Origin of the sequence: Pseudosporangium ferrugineum, from assembly GCF_003002065.1 — a bacterium.
GTDB lineage: Bacteria > Actinomycetota > Actinomycetes > Mycobacteriales > Micromonosporaceae > Actinoplanes > Actinoplanes ferrugineus_A.
Window position 1 is genome coordinate 45,290 of record NZ_PVZG01000020.1, and the last position, 17,827, is coordinate 63,116.

The 17,827-nt window shown below is 75.4% G+C and carries 5 protein-coding genes; all 5 read right to left on the minus strand.

The annotated features are described in order from the left end of the window. Window positions 1-61: 61 nt before the first annotated feature. From ccrA to CLV70_RS31555, 5 genes are read right to left on the minus strand one after another with little or no spacing between them, the layout of a single operon-like run. The gene (gene ccrA / locus CLV70_RS31535) at window positions 62-1,405 is read right to left on the minus strand and encodes a crotonyl-CoA carboxylase/reductase (protein WP_106130279.1); all 1,344 of its coding nucleotides are present in this window, start codon (window positions 1,403-1,405) and stop codon (window positions 62-64) included. Beyond that, entirely contained in the window at window positions 1,402-2,151 is a 750-nt protein-coding gene (locus tag CLV70_RS31540; protein WP_106130280.1) for a thioesterase II family protein, read from the minus strand. The genes ccrA and CLV70_RS31540 overlap by 4 nt, the downstream gene beginning before the upstream one ends. Next, window positions 2,148-3,836 carry a type I polyketide synthase gene (locus CLV70_RS31545; protein WP_106130281.1) on the minus strand — a complete coding sequence of 563 codons (1,689 nt, stop codon included), beginning with the start codon at window positions 3,834-3,836 and terminating at the stop codon, window positions 2,148-2,150. The genes CLV70_RS31540 and CLV70_RS31545 overlap by 4 nt, the downstream gene beginning before the upstream one ends. Beyond that, the gene (locus tag CLV70_RS31550) at window positions 3,833-13,123 is read right to left on the minus strand and encodes a type I polyketide synthase (protein ID WP_106130282.1); all 9,291 of its coding nucleotides are present in this window, start codon (window positions 13,121-13,123) and stop codon (window positions 3,833-3,835) included. The genes CLV70_RS31545 and CLV70_RS31550 overlap by 4 nt, the downstream gene beginning before the upstream one ends. Further along, a complete protein-coding gene (locus tag CLV70_RS31555; protein ID WP_106130283.1) occupies window positions 13,120-17,814 on the minus strand; it encodes a type I polyketide synthase in 4,695 nt (1,564 codons plus the stop codon). The genes CLV70_RS31550 and CLV70_RS31555 overlap by 4 nt, the downstream gene beginning before the upstream one ends. Window positions 17,815-17,827 lie beyond the last annotated feature (13 nt).

Here is a 17,827-nt window from a genome sequence, read left to right on the forward strand (position 1 = left end):
CGGCTCGCGGCTTGCCCGGGCGGACGCCGGCATCGACCGATCGTTGATGCCGGCGGGACGGTCAGGCCGATACCGCCCGGAAGTGGTTGATCCGGGGCAGGTGCTCCTCGCGCAGGGCGGTGTCCTCGACGCCGAGGCCTTCCGCCGGGGCCAGGCACAGCACGCCCACCTTGCCGTTGTGGCGGTTGGCGTGGACCTCGCGGACGGCGTCGCTGGTCTGCTCCAGGCCGTACACCATGGACAGGGTCGGGTGGACCATCGCCTTGGCGATGAGGCGGTTGGCCTCCCACGCTTCGCGGTAGTTGGCGAAGTGGGTGCCGATGATGCGCTTCAGCCGCATCCACAGGTGGCGGTTGTCGTACGAGTGCTCGTAGCCCGAGGTCGAGGCGCAGGTGACGATCGTGCCGCCGCGGCGGGCCGTGTAGACGCTGGCGCCGAAGGTTTCCCGGCCGGGGTGCTCGAAGACGATGTCCGGGTCGTCGCCGCCGGTGAGGTCGCGGATGCGGGCGCCGAATCGCCGCCACTCCCGCTGGTCCTGGGTGTTCTCGTCGGTCCAGAAGCGGAAGCCCTCGGCGGCGCGGTCGATCACGAGGCTCGCCCCCATCGAGCGGACCAGGTCGGCCTTCTCGGGGCTCGACACCACACAGACGGGGATGCCGCCGCCGTTGAGGACCAGCTGGGTGGCGTACGACCCCAGCCCGCCCGCCGCGCCCCAGATGAGCACGACGTTGCCCTGCCGCATGCAGGCGCCGTTGGGCGAGACCAGCTGCCGGTACGCGGTCGAGTGCACCAGCCCCGAGGCCGCCGCCTCCTCCCAGGTCAGGTGGCGCGGCTTGGGCATCAGCTGGTTGGCCTTGACCAGGGCGAGGTCGCCGAGGCCGCCGTAGTTGGTCTCGAAGCCCCAGATGCGCTGCTCCGGGTCGAGCATGCTGTCGTCGTGCCCGTCCGGGGCGGTCAGCTCCACGTTGAGGCAGTGCGCGACGACCCGGTCGCCCGGCCGGACGTTGCGCACGGCCGCGCCCGTACGCAGGACCACGCCGGCCATGTCCGAGCCGACCACGTGGAACGGCTGGTCGTGCTTGGCGGCGCCGGGAACGGTCTTGCCGTAGCGGCGCAGGAAGCCGAACGTCGGCATCGGCTCGAAGATCGAGGTCCACACGGTGTTGTAGTTGATCCCGCTGGCCAGCACCGCCACCAGCACCTCGTCCGGGCCGACCTCGGGGGTTGCCACCTCCTGCACGTGCAGGGCCTTGGCCGGGTCCCGGTCGCGGACGGGAACGCCGGTGAACATGTCCGACTCCGCGGCCAGGACGACGGCCGCCCGGTAGCTCTCCGGGACCGGGCACGCCTCGACCTCCGCGGCGGTGGCGGAGCCGTCGAGGACGATGTCGAGGAGTTCGCTCATGAGGTGGTCTCCAGCCGGCTGCGGAGCAGGTCGAGGATCTGCTCCTGGTGGTGGGTGAGGAAGAAGTGGCCGCCGGGGAAGACCCGCAGGTCGAAGGCGTCCGACGTGTGTTCCTTCCAGGCCTCGACCTCGTCGGGGGTGACCCGCGGGTCGGCGTCTCCGGTGAGAGCGGTGATCGGGCAGCTCAGCGGCGCCCCGCCCGGGAACCGGTAGGTCTCGATCGCCCGGTAGTCGCCGCGGAGGGCCGGCAGGATCATGCGCAGGAGGTCCGGGTTGCCGAGGATCGCCCGGTCGGTGCCGCTGAGCGCGGCCATCTCGGCGATGATGCCCGCGTCGTCGAGGGTGTGGACCCACTCGTCGCGGCGGCGCGACGGAGCGCGGCGGCCGGAGACGACCAGATGCCGAGGCACGATGCCGTGCTCCCGGAGGCGGCAGGCGACCTCGAAGGCCAGCGTGGCTCCCATGCTGTGGCCGAAGAGCACCAGCGGCCGGTCGGCGAGGGGAAGGAGGAGCTCACCGATCCGGTCGGCCAGCTCGCCGATGCTGTCCAGGCACTTTTCCGTACGCCGTTCCTGCCGCCCGGGGTACTGCACGGCCAGCACGTCGGCGACCGGCGCGAGGGCCCGCGAGACCGGCAGGTAGAAGGGCGCCGAGCCGCCGGCGTGCGGGAAGCAGACCAGCCGGGCCGTGCCGGGCGGCCCGGGGGTGAACCGCCGGATCCAGAGGTCTCGTTCCAGGTCCGTCATCTGTCCTCCTCGTCGAGCCAGTACCGTCGGCGCTGGAAGGCGTATGTCGGCAGCTCCACGAGCCGCCCCTCGACCTCGTCCACATCGGACCGCCCGGCCGCGTGGCCGTCGGCCACCTCGGCCAGCCCGCGCAGCAGCTCGGCGGTGCCGGTGCCCGACACGGTCGCGCGATGGGCCAGCCGGGTCCGCCGGGACAGTGAGTACGCGACATCGGCCGGCGACAGGTCGCCGTTCTTCGCGCAGTGGTCCAGCAACCGGGACGCCTGCGCGCGCAGCGCCTCGGGAGTGTGACCGGACAGGTGCCACGCGATGGTCGCCGGTGGCGGTCCGCTCGGCGCCGGCTCCGGCGGCTCGGCCTGCTCCAGGACGACGTGGGCGAGCGTGCCGTTGACGCCGAACGCGGACACCGCCGCGCGGCGCGGGCGTCCGGCGTCCGGCCACCGTTCCGCCTCGGTGAGCAGCCGTACCGCCCCCTCGGACCAGTCGACCTGCGGGGTGGGGGCGTCGACGTGCAGCGTGCGCGGGAGCAGCCCGTGCCGCATGGCCTGGATCATCTTGATCACGCCGCCGACGCCGGCCGCCGCCTGCGTGTGGCCGAAGTTCGACTTCATCGAGCCGAGGTACGCCGGGGTGGCGCGGTCCCGCCCGTACGTCGCCAGCAGCGCGTGGGCCTCGATCTGGTCGCCGAGCGGGGTGGCGGTGCCGTGCGCCTCCACGGCGTCGACCTCGGCCGCGGTCAGGCCGGCATCCGCGAGGGCCGCCCGGATCAGCCGCTCCTGGGACGGGCCGTGGGGCGCGGTGAAGCCGTTCCCGGCGCCGCTCTGGCCCGTCGCGCTGCCCCGGACCAGGGCCAGCACCGGGTGGCCGTGGCGCCGCGCGTCGGCCAGCCGCTCCACGACCAGCAGGCCCGCGCCCTCGGCCAGGCCCATCCCGTCGGCCGCGGCGGCGAACGAGCGGCAGTGGCCGTCGGCGGACAGGGCGTCGCCGTTGCGGGCGCTCTCCTCGAACATCTCGGTGGTCGCCATCACGGACACGCCGCCGGCCAGCGCCAGCGAGCATTCGTTGCGGCGCAACGCCTGCACGGCCAGGTGCAGGGCCACCAGCGAGGACGAGCAGGCCGTGTCCAGGGCCACCGCCGGGCCCTCCAGGCCGTACGTGTACGCCAGGCGGCCGACCGCGATGCTGCCGGCGCTGCCGAAGTAGGTGTGCCCGGCGACCGGCGCGGGCCGGCGCAGCCGGTAGCTGTAGTCGTGGAAGATCACCCCGGCGTACACGCCGGTCCTGGTGCCGCGCAGCGTGACCGGGTCGATGCCGGCCCGCTCGAACGCCTCCCACGACGTCTCCAGCAACAGGCGCTGCTGCGGGTCCGAGGCCAGCGCCTCCGCCTCGGACAGGCCGAAGAACGCGGGGTCGAAGCCGGCGGCGTCGTGCAGGAAACCGCCGCCGGCGCAGGGCATGCCGGCCGTCTCCCAGCCCCGGTCGGCCGGGAAGCCACCGATGGCGTCCCGGCCCTGCGCGACGAAGTCCCACAGCTCCTCGGGGCCGGTGACCCCGCCGGGGAACCGGCAGGCCATGCCGACGACGGCCACCGGCTCCTCCGCGCCCGCCGCCTCCCGCTTCAGCCGGTCGTTCTCCCGCATCGCCGCGCGCAGCGCGGCGGCCAGCCGGTTCACGTCGACGGTCACGGCCGGCCGCCTTCCAGGGCCAGATCGATCAGCGCCGACAGGTCCGCGGCGTCCAGGTCGTCCGGCTCCGGGAAGAGCTGCTCGCGCAGGAAGCGGGCCATGGCGATCGGTGTCGGATGGTCGAACGCCACGGTGGCGCGCAACCGCAGGCCGGTCGCCGCGCCGAGGCGGTTGCGCATCTCGACCGACGTCAGGGAGTCGAAGCCGAGCTCCTTGAACGACATGTCCGGCGTGACGTCCCCGGCGGAGGCGTGACCGAGCGCCCCCGCGACGACCCCGCGTACCACCTCCAGCAGGGCCTCGTCCTGCTCGGCCCGGCTCAGGCCGGCCAGCCGCTCGGCCGGCGAGGTCCCGGCGGCCGGCTCGTCCCGGACGATGCGGCGGGCGTTGGTGCGGATCAGCCCGCGCAGCACGGCCGGCAGCGGCGTGGCGCCGGCGCGGAGTACGGCATGGTCCAGCCGTAACGGGAACACCACGGGCCGGGTGCCGCCGACCGCCGCGTCGAACAGCGCGAGACCGTCGGCGGCGGAGATCGGCAGCACCCCGGCGCGGGCCATCCGGTCGGTGAGTCCGCCGCGGTCCAGGTGCCCGGTCATGCCGCTGGCCTGCGACCAGTAGCCCCAGCCGAGGCTGACCGCCGGCAGCCCGTTCGCCCGGCGATGTGCGGCGAGGGCGTCCAGGAAGGCGTTGGCCGCCGCGTAGTTGCCCTGCCCGGCGCCGGCCAGCACGGACGCCGCCGACGAGTAGAGCACGAACGCCTCCAGCGGCAGGTCCCTGGTCAGCTCGTGCAGCGCCAGCGCGGCGTCGGCCTTGGGCCGTAGCACGGCGTCGATCTTCTCCGGGGTCAGCGCCGTGACCAGGCCGTCGTCGAGCACGCCGGCGGTGTGGACCACCGCGGTCAGCGGACGGTCGACCGTGGCCAGCAGGTCCGCGAGCGCGGCCCGGTCGGCGACGTCACAGGCGGCGATCCGCACCTCGGCACCGGCCGCAGTCAGCTCCGCCGCGAGCTCGCCCGCGCCGCCGGCGTTCTCGCCGCTGCGGCTGACCAGCAGCAGGTGCCGGACGCCGCGGGCGGTGACCAGGTGCCGGGCGAGCAGGCCGGCCAGGGCGCCGGTGCCGCCGGTGATCAGCACCGTGCCCTCGCCGCCGAACGGCCCGGGCTCGCTCGCCGGCGGCGCGATCCGGACGAGCCGGGGGGCGAGCACCACACCGTCGCGGATGACGACCTGCGGCTCGGCCGCGGCCGCGGCCGCCAGCGGGGCTTCGCTGTCGTCGGTGTCCACCAGGACGAACCGGTCCGGGTGCTCCGACTGCGCGGACCGGACCAGGCCCCACACCGGGGCGTGGACCAGGTCCGTCACGTCACCGGCGGGGACGGCGCCCCTCGTCACCACCGCGAGCCGGGAATCGGCGAACCTCTCGTCGGCCAGCCACGTGCGCACCGCCTCGGCCGCCCGCGCCGTCGCCGCCCGGGCGTCGGCCGCGTGCAGGTCGAGGAAGACCAGGGGAGGAACCGCGCCGAGGTGGTCGAGGTCGTCGACGGTCACGTGCTCCGGCCCGGTCGCGGGCACCGGGACGCGGACGAGGTCCAGGCCGTACAGGGAGTCGTCCGGCGAGGCCTGCCTGGGTGCGCCGTACGTGACCGATCCCAGCGTTGCCACGGGCTTGCCGAACCGGTCGCTGAGCTGGACGGAGACGGCGTCGCCGGCGAGCTGCACGGTCCGCACCCGCAGCGCCTGGGCCCGGGCGGCGTACAGCGAGACGTCCTGCCAGCGTACGGGGATCCGGTCCGCGGAAAGGGCCGAGGCCAGCAGCTCGGGGTGGATCAGGAACCGGTCGTCCTCCTCGTCGATCCGCACCTCGGCGAAGGTCTCACCGCCGCGCCGCCACGTCCGTGCGCCGTCCGGGACGGCTCCCGGCGGCGGCCACTCGGTGAGGTCGAACTCCGGTACGGCGGCGCCGACGGCCAGGACACCGCGGGCGTGGGCCACCCACGCCTCGCCGTCCGCCCGGGAATGCAGCGTGAAGGCCCGGCGATCTTCGGCGTCGGCCGCGCCGATGCGCAGCTGGAGGCGGCGGGCCCCGTCGGCCGGCACCGTCAGCGGCGCGCCGATCTCCAGCTCCGCCAGGACGTCGCAGCCGACCTCGTCGCCGGCCCGGACGGACAGTTCGACGAGGGTGGATGCCGGCAGCGCCTGCCCCGCGGTCCACGGCCTGCCGGCCTCCAGCCGCCCCAGCACCACCAGGCCGTCGCCGTCGGCCAGCGGCAGCGTCGAGGTCAGCAAGGCGTGCCCGAGCGGGTTCTCCTCGGCCGGCCGGGCGGTCCGCCCGGCGTACTCCGGCCAGAACCGGCTGCGCTGGAAGGGATAGGTCGGCAGCTCGACCCGGCGCACGCTGCCCTCGGTGAAGGTGGCGGCCCAGTCCGCCGGCACGCCGCGGACATGAAGCTCGGCCAGCGCGGTGAGCATCCGCCGGCGGCCGTTCTCGTTGCGGCGCAACGATCCCAGGACCGCCGCGTCGGGCACCGTCTCGTCGAGGATCTCCTGGATCGGCACGGCCATCGTCGGGTGCGGGCTCACCTCCAGGAAGATCCGGTGCCCCGCGCCGAGCAGGCCGCGGACGGCGTCCTCGAACCGGACCGGCTCGCGCATGTTGGCCAGCCAGTACGCCCCGTCCAGCGTGCCCGGGGCCGGCCGCTCGCCGGTCACCGAGGAGAAGAACGGTACGGTGCCGCGCCGGGCCGTGACCGGGGCCAGCACCGCCGCCACCTCGTCCCGGATGCCGTCGACCTGGGCGCAGTGCGTCGCCACCGAGGACGGCACCACCCGGGCCCGGATCCCCTCGGCGGTCAGCTCCGCCACCAGCCGCTCCACCGCTGCCACGTCCCCGCCGACCGTGACCGAGGTGGGGGAGTTCACCCCGGCGAGGCTCAACGCGCCGCCGAAGGCCTCGAGCCGGTCGCGGACCCGGTCGGCCGGCAGCGAGACCGACGCCAGCACGCCCCTGCCCACCAGGTGTTCCTGCAACAGCCGGCTGCGCAGGCCGACCACCCGGGCGGCGTCGGCGAGGTCGATCTCACCGGCCACGTACGCCGCCGCGATCTCGCCCTGGCTCGAGCCCGTCACGGCCGCCGGCGTCACGCCCCACGACCGCCACACGGCCGCCAGCGACACCATCACCGAGAACAGGGCCGGCTGCAGCACGTCGATGCGGGCCAGCGGCGGCGCGTCCGGCGCTCCCCGGATCACGTCCAGCACCGACCAGCCCAGCAACGCCTCGAACGCCGCCGAGCACGCCGTCAGTTCGGCTCGGAACACCGGCGAGGTCTCGAGCAGGTCGCGGCACATGCCCTCCCACTGGGAACCCTGGCCGGGGAAGACGAACACCACCTCGGCGTCGCCGCGGGCCACGCCGCGTACGACGTTCTCCGCGTCGGCGCCGGAGGCCAGCGCGGCCAGCCCGGCCCGTACGTCGCCGCCGACGACGACGGCCCGGTGGACGAGCGTGGCCCGCGTGGTGGCCAGGGAATAGCCGACGTCCGCCGGCCCGGACGTGGCCACCGGCCCGTCGAGGGCGGCGGCCAGCGCGGCCAGGGCCGGGTCGCTCCTGGCCGACAGCGCAAGGGCGACGACCTCGTCCGCCGGTGCCTGCGGCGCGACGGTCGCCGCGGCCGGCGGCTCCTCGACGATGACGTGGGCGTTGGTGCCCGACAGCCCGAACGAGGAGACGCCGAACCGGCGCGGGTGCCCCGTCTCCGGCCACGGCCGGGCCTCGGTCAGCAGCCGCACGTCGCCGGCGGTCCAGTCGACGTGCGGCGTCGGCTCGGCGACGTGCAGGGTCCGGGGCAGCACCCCGTGCCGCATCGCCAGCACCATCTTCATCACCCCGGCCACGCCGGCCGCGGCCTGGGCGTGGCCGATGTTGGACTTCAGCGAGCCCAGCCACAGCGGACCGGCGTCGCCGCGGTCCCGGCCGTACGTGGCCAGGATCGCCTGCGCCTCGATGGGGTCGCCCAGCTTGGTGCCGGTGCCGTGGGCCTCGACCGCGTCCACGTCGGCGACGGTCATCCCGGCGTCGGCCAGCGCCGCCTGGATCACCCGCTGCTGCGACGGGCCGTTCGGCGCGGACAGGCCGTTGGAGGCACCGTCCTGGTTGACCGCGGTGCCCCGGATGACGGCCAGCACCTGGTGACCGTGGCGTTCGGCGTCGGACAGCCGCTCGAGCAGCACCATGCCGATGCCCTCGGAGAGCACGGTGCCGTCGGCGTCGCCGGAGAACGCCCGGCACACCCCGTCGGCGGCCAGGCCCTGCTGGCGGCTGAACTCGACGTAGCTCAGCGGCGAGGACATCGTGGTCACGCCGCCGGTCAGCGCCAGCGGGCACTCGCCGCGGCGCAGGGCCTGCACGGCCAGGTGGATCGCCGACAGCGACGAGGAACAGGCCGTGTCGACGGTCATCGCCGGGCCCTCCAGGCCGAACACGTACGCCACCCGGCCGGACATGACGCTGGCGGCGTTGCCGACGCCCGCGTAACCGCCGGTGAGGTCGTCGCCCTGCAGGACATGGGCGGCGTAGTCCTGGATGTTGCTGCCCACGAACACGCCCGTCCGGCTGCCGCGCAGCGACGCGGGATCGATGCCGGCCCGCTCCAGCAGCTCCCAGGAGGTCTCCAGCAGCAGCCGCTGCTGCGGGTCGATGATCAGCGCCTCCCGCGGGTTGATCCCGAAGAACGCCGGGTCGAAGCCGGCGAACCCGTCGAGGAAGCCGCCGCGCCACACGTAGGACTTGCCGGCGCCGCGTTCCGGGTCGTACCAGCTCCGGTCCCAGCCGCGGTCGGACGGGAACGGGCCGACCGCGTCCCGGCCCTCGTCGACCAGCTGCCACAGCTGCTCGGGCGAGGTCACCCCGCCGGGGAACCGGCAGCTCATGGCCACGATCGCGATCGGCTCGTCGGCGGTCGCGGCGACCGGGGCCGGGCCGGCCGGCCGCTCGTCCTCGCCGAGCACCGCGGACCGGAGGAAGCCGGCCAGCGCCTGCGGGGTGGGGTAGTCGAACACCAGTGTGGACGGCAGCCGGAAGCCGGCGGCCGCGCTCAGCCGGTTGCGGACCTCGACCGCGGTCAGCGAGTCGACGCCCAGATCCTTGAACTGATGCTTGGGGCCGACCGCTTCGGCGTCCGGGAAGCCGAGGACCGTCGCCACGTGCTCGCGGACGAGGGTGAGCAGCTCCCGGTGGCGCTCGGCGGCGGACAGGCCGGAGAGCCGTTGCCGCAGCGGGGATTCCGCCTCGGTGGACTCCGGTTCGAGCAGGTGCCGTGCTTCCGGGACGCCGGACAGCAGCGGACGCGGCCCGGCCGAGGTGAAGACGGGCACGAACCGGTCCCAGTCGACCTCGGCCACGGTCACGTCGGTCTCGTCGTGGGCGACGGCCTGCCGCAGTGCCTCGCAGGCCACCGCTGGACGCAGGAAGCCGGTGCCGCGCAGGCGATGCTCGGCCTGGTCCCCGCCGAAGTCCCACAGCCCCCAGGCGATCGACAGGGCCCGCAGCCCTCGTGCCCGCCGCCGCCGGGCCAGGGCGTCGAGGTGGGCGTTCGCGGCGGCGTAGGCGGCGTGGTCGGCGCTGCCCCACACGCCTACCACCGACGAGAACAGCACGAAGGCGTCCAGGTCGTGGTCGAGGAGGTCGTCGAGGAGGTCGGCGACGCCCGCCTTGGTCGCGATCGTCTCGGCGAACTCCTCCCCGCTCAGCCCGGCGACCGGGGTGAGGCGCGCGAGGCCGGCGGCGTGGACCACGGCCCGGATCGGGGCGAAACTCTCCAGCATCGCCGACAGCTCGGCGCGGTCGGTGAGATCGCAGTCGACGACGCTGAGTTCGGTGCCGTGCTGCGCCAGGTCGGCGCGGAGTTCGTCCTGGCCGTCGCCGGCGCCGGCGAGCACGACGTGCTCCGCGCCCTCGCGCGACAGCCAGCGCGCGACGTGCCGTGCCGCCGGGCCTCCGTCGCTGGTGACCAGCACCGTGCCGGCCGGTTGCCAGTCGCGGGTCGGGGGGACGGCGCCGAGCGGAGCCCGCCGCAACCGCCGTACGTGGACCCGGCCCTCGCGGATGGCCACCTGGTCCTCGCCGCGGGCGTCCCCGAGGACGGCGCGCAGCAGGGAGAGCGCCTGCTCGTCGAGGGTGCCGGGCAGATCGACCAGCCCGCCCCACAGCTCCGGGTGCTCGAGGGCGACGACCCGGCCCAGGCCCCAGATCCGGGCCTGCTCCGGGCGTACGTTCTCGCCGTTCACCGACACCGCGCCCGAGGTCACGCACCACAACCGGGTGCCGCCGCCGGCCAGCGCCTGCGCGAGCGCCAGGACCTCCGGTGCCGGCAGCAGGGCCACGACGTTGTCGTGCCGGCGCAGCGCCGCACCGTCGATGCCGGAGGCCACCTCGGCGCCGAGGGCCCGCGAGATCGCCGCCGCCCGCTCGTCGCCCGGCGTGGCGAGGATCAGCCAGCTGCCCCCCGGCGCGGCCTCGGCGGCGACGGGAAGGGCGTCCCAGCCGATCCGGTACCGCAGGCCGTCGGCGAGGGACGGCCGCGCCGCGGTGCCGGCCTCCAGCCAGTAACGCCGGTGCTGGAAGGCGTACGTCGGCAGGTCGACGCCGCGGCCCTCGAACGGCCAGGTCACGTCGACGCCGCCGGCGTGCAGCTCGGCGGCGCTGTGCCGGAAGCGCTCCAGGCCGCCGTCGTCGCGGCGCAGCGTTCCGGTGGCCAGGGCCTCGATGCCGGCGGCCTCGGCGGTCTCCTGCACCGCGGTCGTCAGCACCGGATGGGGGCTCAGCTCGACGAAGGTCGTGTGCCCGTCCCGCAGCAGGGCATCGACGGTCTCGGAGAACCGTACGGTTTGCCGCAGATTGCGGTACCAGTACCCGGCGTCGAAGGTCGAGGTGTCGGCCGGTTCCCCGGTCGTCGTGGACCGGAGCGGGATGTCCGCGGCCCTCGGCGTGATCGACGACAGGTCGGTCAGCAGCCGGTCCCGGATCGACTCGACCTGCTCGGAGTGCGAGGCGTAGTCGACCGGCATGCGGCGTACCCGGACCCCGGCCGGCTCCAGCTCGGCGTACAGCTCGTCGAGCGCCGCAGGTTCGCCGGAGACGACCACCGACGCCGGCCCGTTGACCGCCGCGACCGAGATCCGCCCCTGCCAGCGGCGGAGCAGCGTTGTCACCTCGTCGACGTCCAGCGCCACCGACGTCATGCCGCCGCGCCCGGCCAGGTCCTCGGCGATGGCCCGGCTGCGCAGGATCACCACGGCCGCGGCGTCCTCGAGGCTGAGGGCGCCGGCCACGCACGCGGCGGCGATCTCGCCCTGGGAGGTGCCGACGACGACGTCCGGAGTGACGCCGTACGACCGCCACAGCGAGGCCAGCGACACCATCACCGCGAACAGCGCCGGCTGGACCACCTCGACCCGTTCCAGCATCGCCGGATCGGCCAGCACGTCCCGCAGCGACCAGTCGACCAGCCCGCCGAACGCCGCCTCGCACTCGGCCATCCGCTCGGCGAACACCGGCGAGGCGGCCATCAGCTCGACGGCCATGCCGGTCCACTGCGAGCCCTGGCCGGGGAAGACGAACACGGTCCTGCCCCGGTCCGGCGCCGCCGCGCCCCGGACCAGTCCGCCGGCCGGCCGGTCCTCGATCAGCGCGGCCAGCGCCGCCTCCCGGTCCTCGCCCAGCACCACGGCGCGGTGCTCGTGCTGGTCCCGGGTCGCGGCGAGCGAGTACGCGACGTCGGCGCCGGAGAGCGGGTGCGACCGCAGGTGGGCGAGCAGCCGCTCGGCCTGGGCCCGCAGCGCCGCCGGGGACCGGCCGGACAGCATCCAGGGCAGGGTGCCGTCGCCGCCGGACGCGGGCGTCACCGCTTCGGGCGCCTGCTCGATGATCACGTGGGCGTTCGTGCCGGAGATGCCGAACGCCGACACCCCGGCCCGCCGCGGCCGCCCGGTCTCGGGCCACGGCTGGGCCTCGGTCAGCAGCGACACCGCGCCGGAGGCCCAGTCCACGTGCGGGGTGGGCTCCTCGATGTGCAGGCTGCGGGGGAGCAGCCCGTGCCGCAGGGCCTGCACCATCTTGATCACGCCGGCCACCCCGGCGGCGGCCTGCGCGTGCCCGATGTTCGACTTCACCGATCCGACCCACAGTGGACGGTCGGCCGGGCGGGCCTGCCCGTACACGGCGAGCAGCGCGGCGGCCTCGATCGGGTCGCCCAGCGTGGTGCCGGTGCCGTGGGCCTCCACGGCGTCGACGTCCGCGGGGGACAGGCCCGCGCTGTCCAGGGCGTCGCGGATCACCCGCTCCTGGGCCGGCCGGCTGGGCGCGCTCAGGCCGTTGGACGCCCCGTCCTGGTTGATGGCGCTGCCGCGGATCACCGCCAGCACCCGGTGGCCGTGGCGTTCGGCGTCGGCCAGCCGCTCCAGCACGAGCACGCCGGCGCCCTCGCCCCAGGCCATGCCGTCCGCCGACGCGGCGAAGGACTTGCAGCGTCCGTCCGCGGCGAGCCCCCGCTGCCGGCTGAACTCGATGAACCCGCGGGCGGTGGACAGCACGGCCACCCCGCCGGCCAGCGCGAGCGTGCACTCCCCGGCCCGCAGCGACCGGGCGGCCAGGTGCAACGACACCAGCGAGGACGAGCAGGCGGTGTCCACGGTGATCGCCGGGCCCTCGAACCCGAAGGTGTACGCGATCCGGCCCGAGGCCACGCTCATCGCGTCGCCGGTGATCAGATAGCCGGACACCTCCTCGGCCACGTCCTGGTCGCGGAAGCCGTAGCCGGTGTAACACATGCCGACGAACACGCCGGTGCGGCTGCCCCGCAGCGTCGACGCCCGGATCCCGGCCCGCTCCAGCGCTTCCCACGACGTCTCGAGCAGTTGCCGCTGCTGCGGGTCCATGCCCAGCGCCTCGCGGGGCGAGATGCCGAAGAACTCCGCGTCGAAGTCCGCGCTGTCGTGCAGGAATCCGCCGTGCCGGACATAGGTACGGCCGGCCTTGCCCGGCTCCGGGTCGTACAGGGCGTCCAGGTGCCAGCCGCGGTCGTCGGGCGCCTCGGAGATCACGTCCGCGCCGTCGGCGACCACCCGCCACAGGTCCTCGGGCGAGCCGACGTCGCCGGGGTAGCGGCAGGCCATCCCGACCACGGCGATCGGCTCCCGGTCCCGCTCCTCCAACTCCCGCACCCGCCGGGCGGCCTGGCGCAGCTCCACCGTGGCCTGCTTCAGGACGTGGCGCAGCTTGTCGTCGCTCATGAGATGCCAAACTCCTTGCTGAGCACGTCGAACACGTCCTCGTCGGCGGTCAGGTCGTCGTCGGCGGAGGACCCGTCGTCGAGGGTCCGCAGCAGCGCCCGCAGCCGCGCCGCCACCTCGATCCGGGTCTCCGGCCCGGGTTCGGCCGCGGCCATCGTGGCCTGCAGCCGGTCCAGTTCCTGGAGGAGATCCGCCGGCCCGTCACCCAGCTCGGACACCAGGTGTTCGGCGAGCCGGGACGGGGTCGCGTGGTCGAACGCGACCGTGACCGGCAGCCGGAGCCCGGTCGCCGCGGTCAGCCGGTTGCGCAGCTCGACCGCCGTCAGCGAGTCGAAGCCGACGTCCCGGAACGCCTGGTCGGCCCGGACCTCGTCGGGCGACCCGTGGCCGAGCACCGCCGCGGCCTGGTCCCGGACCAGGGCCAGCACCGTCCGCAGGCGGTCGCCGGCGGGCAGCGCCGCCAGCCGCTCCCGCAGACCGGGGTCCGTGGCCTCCCCGGGCGTGCCGTCGATCGCCCGGGTGGCCTCGGGGATCTCGGAGAGCAGCGGGCTGGGCCGCCGGGCGGTGAAGCTCGGCGCGAACCGGTCCCAGCGGACGTCGGCGACCGCCACGCAGGTCTCGCCCAGCGCCACGGCCTGCCGCAGGGCCAGGACGTTGAGCTCGGGGTCCATCGGCGGCAGCCCGATCGCGTCGAGCTGTTCGCGCATCCCCGGCGCGGCGGCCATGCCTCCGCCGCCCCAGGAACCCCACGCCACCGAGGTGGCGGCCAGGCCGCGGGCGCGGCGGTTCTCGGCCAGCGCGTCGAGGTGGGCGTTGGCGGCGGCGTACGCGCCCTGCCCGCCGGCGCCCCACACGCTCGACAGCGAGGAGAACAGCACGAAGGCGTCGAGCCGCCGGTCACCCAGCAGGTCGTCCAGGTGCGTCGCGCCGGCCGCCTTGGCCGCCAGGGTCGCGGCCACGGTCGCGGGCGTCGTGCCGTCCACCGTCGCGACCTCGCCGATCCCGGCGGCGTGCACGACGGCGGTGAGCTCGCCCGGCAGCCCGGCCAGCAGCGCCGCCAGCTGGTCGCGGTCGGAGACGTCGCAGGCGGTGATGTGGACGGCGGGCCCGAGCTCGGCCAGCAGCTCGGCCGCGCCGGGGGCGTCCGGGCCGCGCCGGCTGGTCAGGACCACGTGCTCCGCGCCGTCGCGGACCAGCCACCGCGCGACGTTCGCTCCGGCCGCGCCGGTGCCGCCGGTGACCAGCACCGTGCCGCGCGGCTGCCAGGCGTCGGTGGCCCGGTCCGCGGGCAGCGGTGCCCGGCGCAGCCGCCGGGCGAAGGTGCCGGAGGGCCGGATCGCCACCTGGTCCTCGGTGCCGGAGAACACCGCCGCCAGCCGGCCGGCGGCCGTGTCGTCGAGGTGCGCGGGCAGGTCGATCAGGCCACCCCACCGGTCCGGGTGCTCCAGGCCGATGACCCGGCCCAGGCCCCACACCTGCGCCTGCTCCGGCCGGGTGGCCATCCCCCGGGTGAGGCACCACAAAGGACCGCCGACGCCGGCGTCGCCGAGGGCCTGCGCCAGCGTCAGCGTCCCGGTCAGCCCGTCGTCGCCGAGGGCCAGCGCCGACACCACGGCGTCCGCCTCCGTGCCGGACACGGCCGCGGCGACCTTCTCCCGGTCGGTGACGTCGGCGAGCTCCAGATCGACGACCCGGGAGCCGTGTACGGCCAGCGCCCGCCGCACGTCGCCGGCGTCGGTCCCCGGGCCGGACACCAGCAGCACGGTGCCGGGCGCCGGCGCGGTGCGGTCGGCGAGCGCCTGCCAGTCGACCCGGTAGCGCCACCCGTCGACGGTGGAGCCGGCCCGCCACGAGGCCAGCCGGGGCAGCGCGGCGCTCAGCGGCGCGTCGTCCGCCAGCCCGAGCTCGCCGGCGAGGTCGCCGCGTTCCACCGCCGCCCAGAGCCGCTCGTCGGCCGCGTGGGTCACCGGCGGCGCCGCCTCCAGGAAGAAGCGCCGGCGCTGGAAGGGGTACGTGGGCAGCTCGACGTGGCGGCCCGGCGCCGGCCAGGTCACCGCGACGCCGCGGACGTGCAGCTCGGCCGCGCTGGTCAGCATCCGGCGCGGCCCGGCGGTGTCGCGGTGCAGGGAGCCGGCCGCGACCACGTCCCGGTCCAGGGCCTCGGCCGTCTGCTGGATCGCCACGGTCATCACCGGGTGCGGGCTGATCTCGACGAACGTGCCGAAGCCCGCCCCGGTCAGCTGCTCGACCGCCGGCCGGAACCACACCGTCTCACGCAGGTTCCGGAACCAGTAGCCGGCGTCCATGGCCGGCCCCTCGATCCACCGCCGGTCCGTGGTGGAGAAGATCGGCAGCCGCGGGGCGCGCGGTGCGACCGGGGCCAGCACCTCGGCCAGCTCGGCCCGGAGGTCCTCCACCTGGCCCGAGTGGCCGGCGAAGTCCACCCCCGGCAGCTGCCACCGCATCAGCCGCGCGCGCGACAGCGCCTTGTTGAGCTCGTCCAGCGCGTCGGTGTCGCCGGTGACCGTGACGCTGGCCGGGCCGTTCACCGCGGCGATCCACAGCCCGGTGTCCCAGCGGTCGGAGAGCCCACGGACCTGCTCCTCCGGCGCGAGGACGGTCTGCATCGTGCCGCGCCCGCACAGCGCCAGCAGCGCCCGGCTGCGCAGGGCCACGATCCGTGCGGCGTCGGGCAGCGAGAGCGCCCCGGCGACGTAGGCGGCGGCGATCTCGCCCTGGGAGTGCCCGACCACCGCGTCCGGCCGTACGCCCAGCCGGTCCCACACCCTGGTCAGCGCGGCCATCATCGAGAACAGCACCGGCTGCACCACGTCGACGCGGTCCATCGACGGGGCGTCGTCCGTACCCTTGATCACGTCCAGCACCGACCAGCCGGTCAGCGGCCGCAGCGCGTCGTCGCAGGCGCCGAGCTCGGCGCGGAAGGCCTCGTCGGATTCCAGCAGGTCGCGGCCCATGCCGGCCCACTGCGTGCCCTGGCCCGGGTAGACGAACACCACCCGGCCGGGGTCACCGGCGGCCAGACCCTGACTCGGGCGCCGTTTCCCGGGTTCGTCGTCGCCGCCGCCCGGCAGCAGGGCCGTCAGGCCCCGGTCGAGTTCCGCGCGATCGTCGCCGACGATGACCGCGCGGTGCTCGAACCTCGCCTTGGCGGCAAGGGAGTGCGCGATGTCGGCCGGCTCGGCCTCGACGTGCCGGAGCCGGGCGGCCTGGGCCTGGAGCGCGGCCTCGGACCGTGCCGACAGCACCCAGACGACGGGGGTCTGCGACGGAGGCGCGGGCTGCTGTTCCTCGACCGGGGGCCCTTCGAGGACGAGGTGCGCGTTGGTGCCGGAGATGCCGAACGCGGACACGGCGGCCCGGCGCGGACGCCCGGCGTCGGGCCAGGGCCGCTCGCCGGTCAGCAGCTCGATGGCCCCGGCGCTCCAGTCGACGCGCGGCGAGGGCGCGTCGATGTGCAGGCTCCGCGGGAGCACCCCGTGCCGCATGGCCTGGGTCATCTTGATGACGCCGGCGACGCCGGCGGCGGCCTGGGTGTGGCCGATGTTGGACTTGACGGAACCCAGGAACAGCGGGGTGCCGCGATCCTGACCGTACGTGGCCAGCAGCGCGGCCGCCTCGATCGGGTCGCCGAGGGTGGTGCCGGTCCCGTGCGCCTCGACGGCGTCGATGTCCGCGGTGGTCAGCCCGGCGTCGGCCAGCGCCTGCCGGATGACCTGTTGCTGGGCGAGGCCGTTGGGCGCGGTGAGGCCGTTGGAGGCGCCGTCCTGGTTGACGGCCGAGCCGCGGATCAGGGCGAGGACGGGGTGGCCGTTGCGGCGCGCGTCGGAGAGCCGTTCCAGCACCAGCATCCCGGCGCCCTCGCCCAGCCCCACGCCGTCCGCGGCGGCCGCGAACGCCTTGCAGCGGCCGTCCGGCGCGACGCCGCGCTGCCGGCTGAACTCCACGAAGGCGGTGGGGGTGAACATCATCGTGACGCCGCCGGCGAGGGCCAGGGAGCACTCGCCGCGGCGCAGGGACTGGGCGGCCAGGTGCGCGGCGGTCAGCGACGACGAGCAGGCGGTGTCGACGCTGACCGCCGGCCCTTCCAGGCCGAAGGTGTACGACAGCCGCCCGGACAGCACGGCGAACGTGTTGACGGTGCCCAGGTAGCCCTCGAGCTCCGGCGGCGCGCCGTGCAGCCGGCTGGCGTAGTCCTGGTACGTGGCCCCGACGAACACCCCGGACCGGCTGCCCCGCAACGAGAACGGGTCGATCCCGGCCCGCTCCAGGGCCTCCCACGCCGTCTCCAGCGCCACCCGGTGCTGCGGGTCCATCGCCAGCGCCTCGCGGGGCGAGATGCCGAAGAACTCCGCGTCGAAGTCGGCGGCGTCGTGCAGGAAGCCGCCCTCCCGGGAGTACGTCCGGCCGGCCCTGGCCGGGTCCGGGTCGTACAGGCCGGCCAGGTCCCAGCCGCGGTCGGCCGGGAAGCCGGACACGGCGTCGACCCCGTCGGCGGCGAGGCGCCACAGCTGCTCGGGCGTGGCCGCGCCGCCCGGGTAGCGGCAGGCCATGCCCACGATCGCGATCGGCTCGCGGTGGGCCTCCTCCAGCTCGCGGACCCGTTCGCGGGTCCGGCGCAGGTCGGCCACGGCCCGGTTCAGGTAGTCGCGGAGCTTCTGTTCCTCAGGCAAGGCGGGTCACCTT